The organism is Brevundimonas sp. KH_060 (genome assembly GCF_057838275.1).
Genome location: NZ_CM174463.1, coordinates 2,378,398 through 2,394,021 on the forward strand (window position 1 = coordinate 2,378,398; position 15,624 = coordinate 2,394,021).

Genomic DNA, 15,624 nt, shown 5'->3' on the forward strand with positions numbered 1-15,624 from the left:
CTTCATGTCGGGCGCTCTTAGAAGCGAGCGGCTAAGCTCAACGTCACCGTACGCGGCGGGCCGTAGAAGCCGATGACCGAGTCCCCGGTAATGGCGCCGGGGAAGTTGTAGCCGCCGGCGCGATAACGCTCGTCGCCCAGGTTGCGGCCCGCCAGGCTGACGCGATAACGCGTGTCGGACGAGGTCCACATCAGGGTGGCGTCATACAGCCAGTAAGATCCCTGATCGAGCAGCGGTATCGGCGTCTCGAACATCTGGGTCGCCCCGCGATAGGCGGCGGTCGGCGTGAAGATCACCGAGCCGCGATCGCCCAGGTCGAAACTGTAAGGCAGGGCCAGGCTAGCGGTCCAATCCGGCGTGTTCTGGAAGTGGCGCTGATCGGCCATGTTCTCGCGCTTGCCGGTATCCGGGTTCAGGGTGACGAAGTCGTTGAACTTGGCGTCCAGATAACCCAGCGTCAGGCGCGGGATGAAGCTGTCGGTGATCCGCGCGCTGGCCTCCAGCTCCCAGCCCCAGATCTCGCTGGACCCAGCGTTGTCGACATAGCTGACGACCGATGTGGGCGGGATGAAGAACTGCGAGGTGATCTGCTGGTCGGTGTATTCCGACTTGAACAGGGCCGTGGCGAAGTTGATGCGGCGATCCAGCAACGAACCCTTCAGCCCGATCTCATAGGTGTCGACCAGTTCCGGCTGATAGCCGTTGACCGTCTCAGGATAGAGGCTGGCGTCGCCGCGCATGTCGAAACCGCCCGACTTGAAGCCCCGCCCGTAGGAGGCGTAGCCCGTAAGTTCCGGCGTGAACTTGTAGCTGGCGCTGACTCGCGGCGTGAACTCCGAATAGGTGTCCGAGTTGGTGTAGTCGGTCGAAGGACGCCCCGCCGGAATGGCGCTGCTGTTGCCGAAGAAGGGGCTCTTTATGCCCAGATAGTTCTGGCGCAGCTGATCGACGCTCTTCTTGTCGCGGGTCCAGCGACCGCCGACCGACAGCGACAGCTGGTCCGTCACGTCGTAGCTGAAGTCGGCGAAGACGGCGAAGCTCTCGGTGTCCACCTTGCCGCCCGTGAAGGTCGTCAGGCCCGCCGGCAGCCCTGGCCCCATGCTGGGATAAAGGCCGATGACGGTGTCGAACGCCCCCTCGGCCGAGGCGTCCATGTAGAAGACGCCCGCCACGCCTTGCCAGCGTTCGCCCTGGAACAACAGCTGGAATTCCTGGGTGAACTGGCTGTCCGCATAATAGCCGGGAATGTCGAGGATCGGCTGAGGCAGGCCGTCGAAGTCAATGCCGTCGCCCTTGGTGTCGCCGTCGCGCCAGGCCGTGACCGACTTCAGCGTCACCGCGTCGTTAACGTTCCACTCGCCCGTCAGCGACAGACCCCGCGTGCGGACATAACCGTCATCGCCGATGCCTGCACGGGTGTCATAAACGTCATCCGTCGTCGGCGCCTTCAGGCGATAGCCGTGGCGAGCGTTGGATTCGTCCTCGGTGATGTCGCCCGCCAGGCGGAAGAACAGATCGTCACGCGGCGTCCACTCAATGCTCAGACGCCCCGCCGTGACGTCCTTATTGTAGTGTTCCGCCCCGGTGTTCAGGTTCGTGCCGTAGCCGTCGCGGGTGTAGCGCGCGATCGCGCCACCGATCCGCAGGGTCTCGGTCAGCGGCGCCGAACCCGAGGCGATCAGGTCGACCTGATTATAGCTGCCGTAGGCGCCCTTCAGCGTCAGCTCCGGGTCAGGCCCCAGGCGCTTGGTGACGTATTTGATCGCCCCGCCGATGGTGTTGCGGCCGTAAAGCGTGCCCTGCGGCCCGCGCAGGACTTCCAGCCGTTCGATATCGAAGATGTCCAGCACCGCGCCCTGCGGACGGGCCACATAGACGTCATCGACATAGAGGCCGACGCCCGGCTCGAAGCCCCACAGAGGATCCTGCTGGCCGACGCCGCGAATGAAGGTGGTCAGGGTCGAGTTGGTGCCGCGCGCCACCTGAACCGTCGCGTTCGGCGTCTGCTGCTGCAAGGTGGTGATGTCGGCTGCGCCGGTCTGTTCCAGGCGCTCGCTGGTGACGGCGGTGACGGCGACCGGCACGTCCTTCAGGCTTTCCTCGCGACGGCGCGCCGTGACGACGATGTCGTCCACGTTCGAAGCCTGCTCAGTCTCCGTCGCCTGCTGGGCCAGGGTCGGCGCCGCGCACAGCGAGGCGGTGATGAAGGCGCTGGTCATCAGCGCCAGACGCAACTGTCCTGTCGATCGCATTCTCGTTTCCTCTCCACGCGCGGTCGTTTGCTCGCCGCTGATCTGTGTTGGAGCGACGGTGATCCGCGAACGGCCCCGCTGTCAACATCATTCATTCCTGCATGAATGATGTTTCACGAAGCGGCTCGACAGCCGGATGCGCATTCTTCATTCTTAAATGAACGAGTGCGGCGAAGATCGCGCCTGAAGGGACGAAACATGGATCAGCTCCATCAAAGCGCGACGCATCCCGTCGCGCACACGCCGTCGGGCGCCCTGCGGGGCCGTCGCGAAGGTTCGGCGAACGTCTTTCGCGGCGTGCCTTACGCCGCCGCGCCGATCGGTGCGCTGCGCTGGCGCGCGCCACGCCCCTTCCCGGCTTGGGACGGGGTGCGCGAAGCCGCCGTCTTCGGACCTTCCGCGCCCCAGGCGGGTCCGGCGGACGTGGCCGACATCGTCGCCATCGGCGGCGCGCCCGAGCCGACCAGCGAGGACTGCCTGGCGCTGAACCTCTGGGCGCCGGCCGAAACGACAGCCCCGACGCCGATCATGGTCTGGCTGCACGGCGGCTCGAACCGGATGGGCGCGGGCTCCCTGCCCTTCTATGACGGCGCCGCCTTCGCCCGCGACGGCGTGATGCTGGTCAGCGTCAACTATCGCCTGGGCCAGCTCGGCTTCTTCGCCCACCCCGCCCTGACGGCCGAGACGCCCGCCGACGAGCCGCTGGGCAACCAGGCCTTGCTGGATCAGATCGCGGCCCTGGAATGGGTGCGCGATCACGCCGCCAGCTTCGGCGGCGATCCGGCCAACATCACCTTGTTCGGAGAATCCGCCGGGGGCCTCGACATCCTGGCCCTGATGACGGCCAAGCGGGCGCGCGGCCTGTTCCACAAGGCCGTGGTCCAGTCCGGCGGCGGCTGGCTGCCCGCCACGCCGCTGAAGACCGCATATGAGCGCAGCGCCGCGACAGCGGCCGCTCTCGGCCTGAGCGCCCCAGACGCCGCCGCGCTGCGCGCCGTCGCGCCCGAGCGGCTGACCGCCGTCGAAGGCGCCTTCGGCCCGGTCATCGACGACCGCCTGCTGGATCGCGACCCGATCAGCGCCTTCGCGCGCGGCGACTTCGCCGATGTGCCGCTGATGATCGGGGTCAACAGCGGCGAAGATTCCCTGCTCAATTACGGCGGCGGACTGGAACGGTTCGGCAAGCTGATCAAGCCGAACGCCGCCCTGGCCCGCCTCTATCCGCAGGCGAGCGGCGACGAGGAGCAGTTGATCCGCCACGGCTTCCGCGACTTCGCCTTCGCCGCCCCCGCGCGCTGGGTCGCGTCGCGCCCACATCGGTCGAAGACATGGCTATACGCTTTTGATTACGTAGAAGAATCTAGGCGCGACACCATGCCCCGCGCCGCCCACGCCGCCGAGATCTTTCATGTCTTCGAGACGCTGGACCACCGCCCCGACGGCGCTCCGCCCGCGACCGAAGCCGACCGCGCGATCAGCGCCGCCATGCACGCCCGCTGGATCGCATTCGCCAAGACAGGCGCGCCCGGCGCCGACTGGCCCGTCTACACGCCTGCGGATGACGCCTGGATGGTGTTCAACACGACACCCGGCGGCGAGGTGAAGCGCGGTTGGTGCAAGGCGGCGCTGGACCACCACGGACGCAAGGGCAAGCTGCTGATCCTGTTGATGCGGCTGCGGGATCGCTTGCGGCGGGCGTTCGGGTAAGCTGTCTCCATGACGACGACTGAGTCCAAGCCGCGCGCCAAGGCCGCCACGAAACCCAAGGCGCCGCCAAAGCCCAAGGCCCAGCGCCGCGAGGAAACGACCACCCGCATCCTGGACGTGGCCGAAGCCCTGTTCGCGCGCGACGGCCTGCACGGCGTCACCCTGAAGGCGGTGGCCAAGGAGGCGGGCGTCGACACGGCCCTGCTGCACTATTATTTCGACGACAAGAACCGGCTGTTCTCGACCGTCTTCGGCCGCCGCGCCGAGGTGGTGAACCAGTTGCGCCTAGACAGCCTGGATCGCTATGAGGCCGAACACGGCGACGCCATGACCGTCAGCGGCGCCATCGACGCCTTCCTGCGCCCGCTGTTCGTCCTGTTCGAAACCGGAGACCGCGCCTGGCTGAACTATGCGGCCCTGGTCGCCCAGGTGAACAACACCCCGGCCTGGGGCGGCGACACCATGCACCAGCATTTCGATCCGGTGATCGATCGCTTCATCGGCCTGCTGAAGCGGATCGCGCCCGACACGCCCGAACGACAGATCTACTGGTTCTACCATCTGCTGTCGGGGTCGCTGACTCTGTCCCTGGCTCAGACAGGGCGCATCGACGTCCTGTCCGGCGGCCTGTGCAAGTCGTCGGAAATGAGCGCCATATGCGACGCCATGGAGGTCATCTTCACCGGCGGCTTCGAAGCCATGAGCCGACTGCCGAAATAGGTCTGTTTTCGCGACTACCGCTGTCTCGAAAGGCTACGTCGCCATTCGGCTCGCGCCCGCTCAAAGTCCCGCTGGAAAGCCGGCTCCGCCTTCAGACGCGCGACGAGCGCCGCGCCCATCAGCCGCCCCGCCTCCACGTCGCTGACGTAGTGGACGCCGCAGATCACGCGGCTGTCGCCATAGGCCAGGCCGCGCGCCAGGATCGCCTCTGCACGGTCCGGCGCCAGCTCGGACAACACCAGCGCCCAGGCCCACCCCATGGCCGCATGGCCCGACGGATAAGACCCGCTTTCGGCCAGCCACGGCGCAGCCTCGACACAGATATCGGCGGGCTCGGACACGAAAGGGCGCGGCCGGGCATGGCTCGCCTTGGCCGAAGCCTGGATTGTCTCAAGATCCGCGTGCATCCGTCCCAGCAATAGCGCCAGCGTCGGCGTCCGCTCAGGATCAAAGGACGCGCCCAGCGCCTCGCTGAACACGCCCGGCGCTGAGGGCGTCACGATCTCGGCGTCGGCGGCCGCCTGAAGCCAGCGCGGCTGATCCTTCAGCGCCCGCGTAGCGCGATAGACGGCCAGGTCGTTCTGCGTCGTCAAGGAATCGACTTGCGGCGGAGGGGGAAGAAAGGCGAGCGCCTCAAAGCGGCGATCCGCCCCCAGATACCCCTGCGGATGATCGGCATAGCCTTGCCACAACGACGCCTCACGACCCGAGGCGCACGCCGAAAGCGCCAGACTGAGCGCCGCCGCCCCCACGATCAGCAAACGCATCTCAGCCCTCCTGTACCTGGAAACCGCCTGCGCGGTCGGTCGTGATGCGGGCGAAGCGCCAGGCCCGACCGTCGCGCGCTCGAATGTCGGCGACCTGATGATAATCGCATGTCAGAGCCGCCTTGGTGATCTCGACCACCAGGAAGCCGTGGTCGCGAACATGGGCGAAGCGGACGTCGGGGTTCTTGGCGACCAGCGCCTTTTCCGCGACGTCATAGATGCGGGGGTCCGGGCTGATGGTTTCATAACCGCCGGGCGAGGTGACGCTGCCGGTTCCGAACTCGACGCCGACGAAGCTTTCGTCGCGCGGATCGTGCAGGCGATTGCCCCAGAACATATGCGTATCGCCGCTGAGGATCGCCAGATTGGCGCCGCTGCGGCGGGCGGCGTCATACAGGCGCAGGCGCGCCGCCGGATAGCCGTCCCAGGCGTCCAGATTGATCGGCAGGCCCAGCCGGGTGCTTTCCAGCCAGCTACGTGAGCCGGGTCGCGACATCGCCTCTTGCAGCAAATCTTCGGGCATGACGGACATGAAGTCCGGCGCCCGCATCCGCGCCATGACGACCTGATTGGCCAGCATCTGCCATGTCGTTCCGCGCTGGACCGAGGCGGTCAGTGCGTCTTCCAGCCAGGCTTCCTGCGTTGCGCCCATCATGGAGCGTTCGGGGCGGTCCAGCACCTCAGCCTCGAACCGGACGGTGTCGGGGCGGCCCTCGGCGTCGAAGATCATCTCGCGTGAGGCGCTGGGCGCCTGGGTGCGGCCGGTCAGGCGCGTCTCGACCGCGATCAACGACAGCAGGTCGCCGAAGTCATAGACCCGGTTCAGCACATGGGCCGGGCGACCCGGCGCCGGGTCGCGCATCGGCAGCCATTCGAAATAGGCCTGGATCGCCGCATTGCGACGCCGGTCCCACGGGCCTTCCATATCCTCGTCATGGGCGGACGAGCCGCCCATCCAGCTGTTGTTCGCCGTCTCGTGGTCGTCCCAGACCGTGATGAAGGCGGCGCGGGCGTGGGCGGCCTGAAGGTCGGGGTCGGCGCGGTATTGGGCGAAGCGGCGGCGATAGTCGTCCAGAGTGACGATCTCATGCGCCGGATCGTGTTCACGGCCCAGGACGCGGCTTTCCGGCCCGCCATAGCCGTCGACGCCGTATTCATAGATGTAGTCGCCTAGGTGGACCACCGCGTCCACCGGCTCTTCCAGATCGGCGACGGCGCGATAGGCGTTGAAATAACCGAAGCCGTAGTGAGAGCAGGACACCACCGCCAGCCGCGCACGCTCCACGTCGCCGCTCGGCAAGGTCCGGGCGCGCCCTACGGCTGAGACGGCGTCGGCGCTGTGGAAGCGATAGAAGTACTCACGCCCGGCGCGCAGGCCCGTCACATCGACCTTGGCCGTGTGGTCGCGCGCGGCGGTCGCCTGCACCGTCCCCGACTGGATGATGCGAATGAAATCCGCGTCTTCGGCCGCTTCCCAGCGCAGGCCGACTGTCGCCCCCGCCCCGACCGCACGGGTCCAGATCACGAAACCGTCCTGCATCGGGTCGCCCGCCGCCACGCCATGCGTGAAGCGCGCTGCATCAACCGATGCGCGGGCGGCGGCCGGAGCGGCCAGCGCCGCCCCGCCCGTCATCAGAGCCAGGGCGCCGCGGCGCGACAGGCGAAGGTTCTGCGTCATCGAACAGCTCTTTCGTTCGAGAGGCGCCGTGCCGGCGGCGCGGAAAAGCGATCCGGCGGCCGATAATCTCGGCCGCCGGACAGGTCATCGGACCTTAGAAGCGATAGGCCAGATTCACCCGGAACATGCGCGGCAGGCCGGGCATGACGGCGACTTCTTTGTAAACCTCGGCCGAGGGGGTGAAATATTCCTCGTCGAACAGGTTATCGATGTTGGCCGAAACGGTGACGTTACGCACCTTCACATAGGCCGCCGCCTTGGCCAGCGTATAGCCGGGCAAACGCAGGCTGCTTTCCAGAACACCGCCCGTTTCCGAGACATAGGTGGCCCCGGCGGTGAGGCCCGCGCTGGCCTCGTTCCCCATCAGGGTGAAGGGATCGGTCGTATAGGCGCCGAACAGGCTGAACACCGTATCGGGCATGGTGCGGACCACATAGCCATCGGCCAGTTCGGCGAAGGTTCCGGCGTTGTTCACCGCAAAGGTGCCGCCATAGGCCGAGGCGGGATCAAGGCCGAACTGCTCGGGGCGCAGCTCCAGATACTCGCCATTGCCCTTGCCGGGCGCATCCACCCGCGTCTCCTGCAGCGTCAGCGCCGTGGTGAAGCTGAGCTTGTCGGTCGCCAGCCAGTGGGCTTCCAGTTCGAAACCTTCCGAGGTGTTGCCGCTGACGTTGCCCAGCATGTCCGTGCGGCGACGGAACTGCTCATAATAGGCGGCTCCGCCGAACAGGGCGCCGTCCAGCAACGAGAATTTGACGCCGACTTCCTTCAGTTCCGACGGCGAGATGAACAGGTTGCTCGTCACCGTGCCGACCGCCACGCCGCCCGTCTGGGTCGACTCCAGCGAGCGCGGCTCGGCGAAGGTCACATAGGGGGTCAGGCCCCAGAGCGTCTCATAGCGAGCCGACAGCGACCAGGTCATGGCCGCCTTGCCGTTCTCGACCCACGTATCCTTCAGGCCGAAAACCGTCTCGCCCTTGTTGATCGCCTTCAGATCGTAGTCGTCCCAGCGCAGTCCCGCCAGGATGCTGAAACGGTCAAACATGGTGATGTCGCTCATGGCGAAGACCGAGCGGCTGTTCCACTCCATCTCGTGCCGTGAATCCCACATCTGCACCCCGTCCTTCATCAGGGGGGCGGCGATCCGGTCGCCCGCCGTCGAGCCGTGCGACAGGTCGCGGCGGTTCAGGGCGATATAACCGGACAGGAAGCTTTCATACTGCTTGGCGGTATGGTCGCGATAACCGGCGCCGACGACGGTGTCGGCGCTGACATGCTGGCCGAAACGCGACGGGAAGCTGTAGGTCACGCGGCCTTCGATGGCGCGGGCGTTATAGTCGGCGGCGAAGCCGAAGCTGGTGAAGCGCTGGTTCTCGATGTCGTCCATGAAGGCCTTGAAGGCCAGCACCGAACCGTTCGCCATCTCCTTCTGCAGGCCCGCATAGGCGGTGAAGGTGCGGCTGTCGTTATAGTCGGCGTTGTCCGCCATGACGTTGCGGCGGCTCAGCTTGGTCGTGCCGACGCCTTCGTCCAGCGCGAATTTCGGATTGTTCTTGCCGCCGTATTCCTTGATCTGGCGAATGTTGGACGTCCCGCCCCACGATCCGAAAGCGGCGTCGATCTCGACGTATTCGATCATGCCCGAGCCATCCAGATCGACCAGATCGGTGTCGCGCCCAGTGATGTAGACGCCGTTATCGATCAGGTTCTGCGTCACCCGGTTCCAACCCGGCGACTGGATGCGGCCCGATTCCTCAAAGTGCATCAGATTGACTTCGCCCGACCAGCCGCTGCCGAAATCGCCGACATAGGTGGCCTGAAGGTTCAGGTGCTCGGGGTGGATATTGCGGTAATAGGAGTCCGAGTCCTCGCGCTCGACGTACAGGGCGATGCCGCCTTCGCCGACCGGGACCACCAGATCCGCCGCCGCATTGCGCCGCCCGTAGGAGCCCACGGTGACGTTGACGCCGCCGCTCATCTCATCGGCATAGCGCGCATCCACGCCGCGCGCTGACTTGGGCACGAAGTTCAACAGGCCGCCGACCTTGCCGGGACCATAGATGGGCGAGGACGGCCCGCGCAGCACCTCGACATAGGCGGCGGCGCCCAGGTTGGACGAAAAGCTGCCCCGGTTCTCGATCCGTTTGAAGCCCTGAAAATAGGTGTCGGCCAGGGTGCCGCGCACGTTCAGATTGCCCGGCACGCCGAAAAAGCTGGCCGTATAGGCGCCGGGCACGGCGGCGACCAGATCGTCGACGTTCTCCATCCCATAGCGGGCGATGGTGTCCGAACTGACGCGCGAGGCCGAGCGCGGCGTCTCCAGCAGCGAACGATCCAGGCCGGTGAAGCTGTCCGTCGCGCCCTTCTGAAGGCGGCTCAGCGGGTCGAAGCGGGCGGTGACGACCACGTCGCCGATCTGGGTCGTCTCAGCCCGCGCCTCGGCGGCCGAAACGATGACGAAGGCGCCGTTCGGGTCGCGTCGGAACGTCAGATTAGCGCCTTCCAGCAAACGCGCCAGGGCCTCCGCCGCCGTCATCGAACCGGTCAGGACGGTCGAACGACGATTGTCCAGCGTAACGCCCGCAGCGACGATCACCGTCCCCGTCTGTTCGGCTAGGGCGACCACCGCCCGGTCCAGCGACTGGGCTTCGATGCGGATGGTGTGAACCTGTGCGGCGGCGGCCGGGCGGGATGGGGCCTGCGCCATGGCGGGCATGGCGGCGGCGGCAAGCACGAAAACGGCGGCGGAAGACGTGGCGACGGCCTTCAGCCTCGAACGGTGAACGGTCAATTCTATCCCCTGGACGTTGCGTGAAGCCTGCAGCCGACACGGCCCCCAACAACTTCACACCGCCTAGACGCAAGCCGACGCCCGCCCTTCCAGCCCGCCTGTCGATTTCACCAAAGCTTCAAGATAACTCAGCTTTTCAGCATCATTTGGATTTCGCCATCGGCGTTTCGACGGCGCACCAGATGACCTTTCAACTCCTGCGCCAAACTCTCCAGCGCCTGCGGAATCTGCTCGATGGTGAAAGCCGCCGTCACCTTGCGCGCGCCCAGTTCCGGCGAAGCGATCACCACGCCCGCCCGGTAATAGCGGTTCACCTCGGCCACGACTTCCGACAGCGGCTGGTCGATGAAGCTGAAGCGCTGACGCCGCCACGGCGCGACGCCCGCCGGGTTGATCGCCGCCCGTTTCAGTGTCCCGCCGCGCAGGGCCGCGCGTTCGCCCGCGCCGATGACGGTCTGTTCGCCCGTCGCGATCGCCGTCACGCGCACCCGCCCCTCTTCGACGAAGACTTCCGGTCCGTGGTCGCCCAGGCGCACCTCGAAGGCGGTGCCCAGCGCCTCGGCCTTCAGGCCCGCGCCGATCACGGTGAAGACCCGCGTCTCATCGCGCGCCACATCAAAAAAGGCTTCGCCCGCATCCAGCCGCATCTGGCGCACCCGATCGCCGACACGGGTCGCCAGCACCGAGCGCCCGCCCAGGGACACGCGAGATCCGTCTTCCAGCGACAGATGACGGATCTCGCCCACCTCGGTCTCGAACCGGCGCCGCTCTCCGCTGGACAGGTGAAGGGCCAACGGCGTCAACGCCGCCGCCCCCAACCCCGCCGCCATGGCCATCAGCCCTCGCCGCGACGGCAACGTCTTTCGACGCGTCATCGGTGTTGGCGCAGACGCCTCAACCGCGCTGTTCAAGCTCTGCTGGTTCAGCGCCTCCGACCAGTCCAGCCGCGCCCACAGGGCCTCAGCCTCGGCATAGGCGCCCGCGTGATCCGGCGACGCCGCCAGCCAGGCCTCGAACGCTCGGCGATCCGCCGTGCTTGTCTGGCCGCCACAGCGCAGCGCCAGCCATTCCAGCGCCTGCTCGATCGGCGGCGCGTCATGCTGCGCCGTCATGCCGCCTCCGTCCCGCGCACCTGAATGGCGCGACGCAATTCGATCAGCGTCCGCGCGATCGTGCGGCTGATGTCCGCCGCAGAGCGCCCCGTCAACCGCGAGATTTCCGCATAGGTCAGGCCTTCGATACGGCTCATCCTGAGCAGTTCACGCGCGTCAGGGTCCAACGCCTGAATTTCACAGTCCAGGGCTTCCTGCTCCTCGCGCCTCAACAGAGCTTCCTCCGGACTGATTTCATGCTGCGACGGCGTGGCCTCGGCCAGGGCCTTCCACCGCCGCTTCTGACTGTCGGCGCGGCGAATGGCGTCCTTCAGGGCGTTGCGCGCCATGACGAACAGAAATGCGCGCGGATCTGCGACCTTGTCCTGGTTCTCCAGCGTGCTGAACCGCAGAAAGGCCTGCTGCAGGGCGTCGTCCACCCCATCCTGCTGAGCCCCATAGCGACGCACGAGCGCCGTGCGGATCTCCACGCCATAGCGCGCCAGCAGATAGTTCAAGGAGCGCCCTTCACGCCGCCCCTTCGCCTGTCGTCCGTCCGCCATGACCCTGCCAGAACGCCATCCCCGCCCCTGACTTGCCCCGGCGAGACGACAGAATGCTCACCGTCTCGCGCCAGTTTCGTGAAGACCGCTTCCAACGTCGGCTGCGAACAGACGGTTTCTAGGCCGCTCCGGCCTGAGACAAGCTTTCCCGGACACGTTCCAGCGCCAGCTCGGCGGGCTCTTCGATGCTCATCAGGGCGAAGCTGCCGTTCAGGTCGAATACGCAATGGCCGTGAACCACGGCGATCAGCGAACGCGCCAGACGCGGCGCGCCGGCCTGCGCCTTCGCCGGCAAGACCGCCGTCACCTCGTTCACGATGATCTGAGTCAGGTCGCCGCGCCGCTGGTTCTGTTCGTCGGTCAGGGCCACATCCGGCGGCAGGTGATGCTCATAGATGGCCCTCCAGCTATGGGGATTGGCGCGAGCGAAGCCGAAATAGGCCTCGACCAGACATCGAATGCGGTCCGGGCCGCTGTCTTCCAGCGCCTGCCGCACCTCTTCCGCCCAGAGCTGGAAGGTGCGCGTGTTGATGGCGATCAGAAGCTGATCCAGCGTACCGAACACATTGTAGAGGGTGCCGATCGAATAGCCGACGCGCTTGGCCACCTCGCGCGCAGAGAAGCGCGCAAAGCCTACCTCGGCCATATGCTTGTGGCCCTCGACCACAAAAAGCCGCTCAAGCTCCTGCCGCGTATGATCCGATCGCCTGCCCATTAACCCTGCATAGCAGAAGCTATGCAGGGAGCGGTAAGAAACGTCTGTTTTCGTTTTTTATTGATCGATGCTCATTTAAGGATATGAATTGCGCTCGACAGGGTGCTTTCGCGCCCTCCCGCATCCGCCTTGAGGTTCCCATGACCGCGCTTCGCTTCCCGTCGTCCGCTTCGACCGCCGCCCTGCTTCTCGGCGCCGCCCTGGCGGCCTCGATCGCTGCGCCTGCGGCCGCTGAAAGCGCTGACTGTCGCCGCGCCTCCGGTCCGGTCGAGACCGCCATCTGCTCGACCCCGGCCCTGACCGCATTGGATGCGAAGATCGCTGAACACTATGGAACGGCGATCAGGGGTTATGACGCCGCAAGCGCCGAAGCGCTTCGTCGCGACCAGCGCGCCTTTCTCGCCGTCCGCGACGCGACCGGTGCCCGGCTGACGGGCTCCGATCTGGTCGAAGAACTGACCGATCAAATGACGCGACGTGAAGCGTTTCTGACCGATCTAGGCAACGACCCGCTGGTCAGCGTGGTTGGGCGCTGGCGCAATCTCAACGGCGAGATCGTCGTCAACCAATGGGCGACCGGCGTCCTGACGTTCACGGCCACGGCCGCCGACCCGCGCGGCGATGGCTGGTCCTGCGAGGCGGACGGCAGCGGCGACTGGATCGAAGAGGACGAAGCGCGCTTTGACGACATCAGCGGCGCCGCCGCCTGGTCGCTGAACATGAAGGCCCAGGGCGCGACGCTCGTCGTCAAGGAGACAATCGAGAACGGCGCCGACGCCGTCCCCTATTGCGGTTCGGGCGGCACGCTCTCGGGAACCTACTTCCAGGCGGTGCGCCTGCCGGACCCGTCGCGCTGATCCGCGCGGCCTCTAGGGAATGGTTCTCGGGCTGGCGAGAACGCCCGGGCTGATGAACTGTCGGCGCCCGGTCCAGGTCAGCAACTTGACCAAAGTCCCGCCCGGCTTGGCGAAGTCTTCGCATTCGTCGGGACGAGGAGGCTCAGGCGCGGCGGCGACCAGCGCGCCCCGCCGCAGCCCTTCGTAGTAGAGGGCGAAATCCGCCTGCTGCTGTTCGGACAAAACGGAATGGCCGAACGTCATCTCCTCGCGGGCGTTGTCGATGATCAGGCGACTGTCGTCCTCGGACAGGCGCTCGCACAGAAGGCCGATCATGACCAGCCGCTCGATGCGGACGGCCAGGCCGGCCTGGGCCTTGACCAGGTCGTACTGAAGCTTCGCGTACTCGGGGCTGGCCGCCATCCATTCCTTCAGGGCGGCCCTGGCGGCCTCTTCATCGACCCCGGCGGGTTGAGCCGCAGCGACGCCGGCCGCACTCATGACCAGCGTCGCAACCAACCCGCTCGCGAAACGACGAAGCGCCATCAGATGCCCCTTGCAATACATAAGCGCCCTCCCCGGCCTCAGCCCGGAATGGGGCCGATCGGCCAGTTGCTCAGCGTCTCCATATCGCCTTCCTCGGAGGGACAGGGCGTATAGAGGGTGAAGGCCACATCGCCCTCGAAATACCAGTCGGCGCCCTTCTCGTAGCCGACGATGCCGGTGGAGTAGCAGACCGCCGCCTTGCTGCTGTCCGGGATCATCAGAATGGCCCAGTTGGTCGAGCCCGCGCCTGCTGGATCATAGCCGTGAAGCAACAGCCGCCCGCGCGTCTCCGTCACTACGCCGACGACGTTGCCGTCGAAGACGATGGATTTCTGGATGTCCCGATCCACGCCCGACGCGACGATGGCCGCGCGCACGTCCGGGTGCTGGAAGAAGGTGACGCCCTGAACCGGCTCGGTCGGATGCTTGCCGACATAGGCCGACAGCGGCGGGGCCTCGCCGTTCCGGTCAGGCGCGGAAGTCGGTGCCGCAGCCGACGCCGGGACGCTGGCTTCGGCCGGGGCCGGCTCGGCGCGCGCCCTCTCTTCGGCCTGCGAACAGGCGGCCAGGGTCGCGGCCAGGGCGAGCGCGATCGGGGTTCTCAGGGTCATGTGATTTCCTTCGACGCTTAAGCGACAGATCCTCCCCCAAGGGCAGGATTATTGATCCACGGCGCGCATCTCGATCGTCAGCGGCTCTTCGGCGGTTCCACGCCCGAAGAGGCTGGCGGTGACCGTCTGCCCTTGGGACGCCGCAAACGGCGCGCTCTTCATCGAACGGCCGCCGTCAAGTTCATCGTCGAACACGGTGAAGCGCGTGCACGTCGCCTGGCTCAGGCGATCGGCGAACGTCTGATCGATCTCGCCGCGCCAGCCCGGCAGGGTCGTCGGCGCGGACAGCTCGATCGTCTTGCCGACGATCCGACCATCACGCCGCCAACTGTAGCTCACCCCATCCGACGCCACGGCCGTGCAGCCCGTCCGACCGCAATGCAGCGTGCCCACGGGCGCTTCTTCGCGAAGCTGACGCTGTTGCGCCTGCGACAGCGTCTGGCCGATGGACAGATCGCCCTTGTCCAGCGACGTACAGACGGCGCTTTGAGCGAGGGCGCTCGTCGCCGCCAGGGAAGCAGCCGCAGTCAGGCTCATCATGAAAATACGCACGTAGACCTCCTTGGTCTCTGGCGCCGTCACTGCGGCGTTGATGTCGTCTCAGCAGGCGGGAACACGGCTCTGGCCGTCCAGTCGAAACTGGCCGTCGGCGCCGCGCGTGTAGGTCTCTTTGAAGCTGGCCGATCCGGTGTACGACACCGTGAAGCTGCGGCCCTGATCGGCGGCCGTGATCACCCCGTCGACGCCCGCCTCGCCGTCATCGGCGCTGGCGTCCGAGAAATAGGTCTGGATACGCGCGATCTGCACAGGCCCTGCCGGAGTCAACTCCGTCAGCACGGCATAGCCGCACGCACGCCCCTGCCATACGCCGCCGGCTTCGGTGTAGAGGACTGGGCTGGCCGCGATCGCCTTCGTCCAGCCCCAACGCAGCGCCGGGTTGCCGACCACGCCCGCCGCGCCGACGTCCAGCCACTCGCCCTGAAGCGTATAGGGGTAGCGCGGCGCACCGGCGTCATGGTCGAGATAATGGACCGCATTCATGCCGCTGCACGCCTGCCCCGTGCACTCGTTCGCCCCCGTGCTCACCAGGGCGACGCGCGTGTCGGACAGCGGGATGAAGGCCAGCGGCACGAAGCTGTAGGTGTCTTCGCCGATTTCTCGCGCGGCCTCATTCCGTTGAGCGCCCGGGAAGGCGACGCCAAAGGCGGCCGGCGTCCCCGTCAGGACATTGTCACGGTCCACGTCCTGAATTTCGATCAGCGACTGAGCCGACGCTGGCAGCGCCGCGACCATGGCTGAGGCGAACGCGGCGAGAGACACGGCGGCGATGGTCTTTGAGGATGGCAT

14 protein-coding genes are annotated in these 15,624 nt (G+C 66.5%); 3 read left to right on the forward strand and 11 right to left on the reverse strand.

The genetic code is table 11. The features are described 5' to 3' along the window. Window positions 1-17 precede the first annotated feature (17 nt). Complete coding sequence (locus AC3IPP_RS11825) at window positions 18-2,252, reverse strand: TonB-dependent receptor (RefSeq protein WP_489149126.1); 2,235 nt, start codon at window positions 2,250-2,252, stop codon at window positions 18-20. Window positions 2,253-2,450: 198 nt separating this feature from the next. Between AC3IPP_RS11825 and AC3IPP_RS11830 the strand changes: the two genes are divergently transcribed. Beyond that, the gene (locus AC3IPP_RS11830; protein WP_489149127.1) at window positions 2,451-3,959 is read left to right on the forward strand and encodes a carboxylesterase/lipase family protein; all 1,509 of its coding nucleotides are present in this window, start codon (window positions 2,451-2,453) and stop codon (window positions 3,957-3,959) included. 9 nt (window positions 3,960-3,968) lie between these two features. Beyond that, a complete protein-coding gene (locus tag AC3IPP_RS11835) occupies window positions 3,969-4,679 on the forward strand; it encodes a TetR/AcrR family transcriptional regulator (RefSeq protein ID WP_489149128.1) in 711 nt (236 codons plus the stop codon). Between the two features lie 14 nt (window positions 4,680-4,693). Here the strand turns inward: AC3IPP_RS11835 and AC3IPP_RS11840 are convergent, their stop codons facing one another. The 6 genes from AC3IPP_RS11840 to AC3IPP_RS11865 form a co-directional block, all read right to left on the reverse strand. Next, window positions 4,694-5,446 carry an acid phosphatase gene (locus AC3IPP_RS11840; protein ID WP_489149129.1) on the reverse strand — a complete coding sequence of 251 codons (753 nt, stop codon included), beginning with the start codon at window positions 5,444-5,446 and terminating at the stop codon, window positions 4,694-4,696. Window position 5,447: 1 nt separating this feature from the next. Further along, the gene (locus AC3IPP_RS11845; RefSeq protein ID WP_489149130.1) at window positions 5,448-7,124 is read right to left on the reverse strand and encodes an alkaline phosphatase D family protein; all 1,677 of its coding nucleotides are present in this window, start codon (window positions 7,122-7,124) and stop codon (window positions 5,448-5,450) included. 94 nt (window positions 7,125-7,218) lie between these two features. Beyond that, window positions 7,219-9,915 carry a TonB-dependent receptor domain-containing protein gene (locus tag AC3IPP_RS11850; RefSeq protein ID WP_489149131.1) on the reverse strand — a complete coding sequence of 899 codons (2,697 nt, stop codon included), beginning with the start codon at window positions 9,913-9,915 and terminating at the stop codon, window positions 7,219-7,221. A gap of 128 nt (window positions 9,916-10,043) precedes the next feature. Next, window positions 10,044-11,027 (reverse strand): FecR family protein, encoded by a 984-nt coding sequence (locus AC3IPP_RS11855; protein WP_489149132.1) that lies wholly within the window; start codon window positions 11,025-11,027, stop codon window positions 10,044-10,046. Next, on the reverse strand, window positions 11,024-11,524 hold the full coding sequence (locus tag AC3IPP_RS11860; protein ID WP_489149133.1) for an RNA polymerase sigma factor: 501 nt from the start codon (window positions 11,522-11,524) through the stop codon (window positions 11,024-11,026). The genes AC3IPP_RS11855 and AC3IPP_RS11860 overlap by 4 nt, the downstream gene beginning before the upstream one ends. A gap of 163 nt (window positions 11,525-11,687) precedes the next feature. Further along, on the reverse strand, window positions 11,688-12,284 hold the full coding sequence (locus AC3IPP_RS11865) for a TetR/AcrR family transcriptional regulator (protein WP_489177402.1): 597 nt from the start codon (window positions 12,282-12,284) through the stop codon (window positions 11,688-11,690). A gap of 140 nt (window positions 12,285-12,424) precedes the next feature. Between AC3IPP_RS11865 and AC3IPP_RS11870 the strand changes: the two genes are divergently transcribed. Next, window positions 12,425-13,141, forward strand: a complete 717-nt coding sequence (locus tag AC3IPP_RS11870) for a lysozyme inhibitor LprI family protein (RefSeq protein WP_489149135.1) — start codon at window positions 12,425-12,427, stop codon at window positions 13,139-13,141. A gap of 12 nt (window positions 13,142-13,153) precedes the next feature. Here AC3IPP_RS11870 and AC3IPP_RS11875 read toward each other — a convergent pair whose 3' ends face one another. Genes AC3IPP_RS11875 through AC3IPP_RS11890 form a run of 4 tightly spaced genes read right to left on the reverse strand, consistent with a single transcriptional unit; the run spans window position 13,154 to window position 15,624 of the window. After that, a complete protein-coding gene (locus tag AC3IPP_RS11875) occupies window positions 13,154-13,666 on the reverse strand; it encodes a hypothetical protein (RefSeq protein WP_489149136.1) in 513 nt (170 codons plus the stop codon). 38 nt (window positions 13,667-13,704) lie between these two features. Further along, the gene (locus AC3IPP_RS11880; protein WP_489149137.1) at window positions 13,705-14,277 is read right to left on the reverse strand and encodes a hypothetical protein; all 573 of its coding nucleotides are present in this window, start codon (window positions 14,275-14,277) and stop codon (window positions 13,705-13,707) included. A gap of 48 nt (window positions 14,278-14,325) precedes the next feature. Then, complete coding sequence (locus AC3IPP_RS11885; RefSeq protein WP_489149138.1) at window positions 14,326-14,829, reverse strand: hypothetical protein; 504 nt, start codon at window positions 14,827-14,829, stop codon at window positions 14,326-14,328. A 48-nt stretch (window positions 14,830-14,877) separates the two neighbouring features. After that, window positions 14,878-15,624: a hypothetical protein gene (locus AC3IPP_RS11890; protein ID WP_489149139.1), complete on the reverse strand. Its 747-nt coding sequence runs from the start codon at window positions 15,622-15,624 to the stop codon at window positions 14,878-14,880.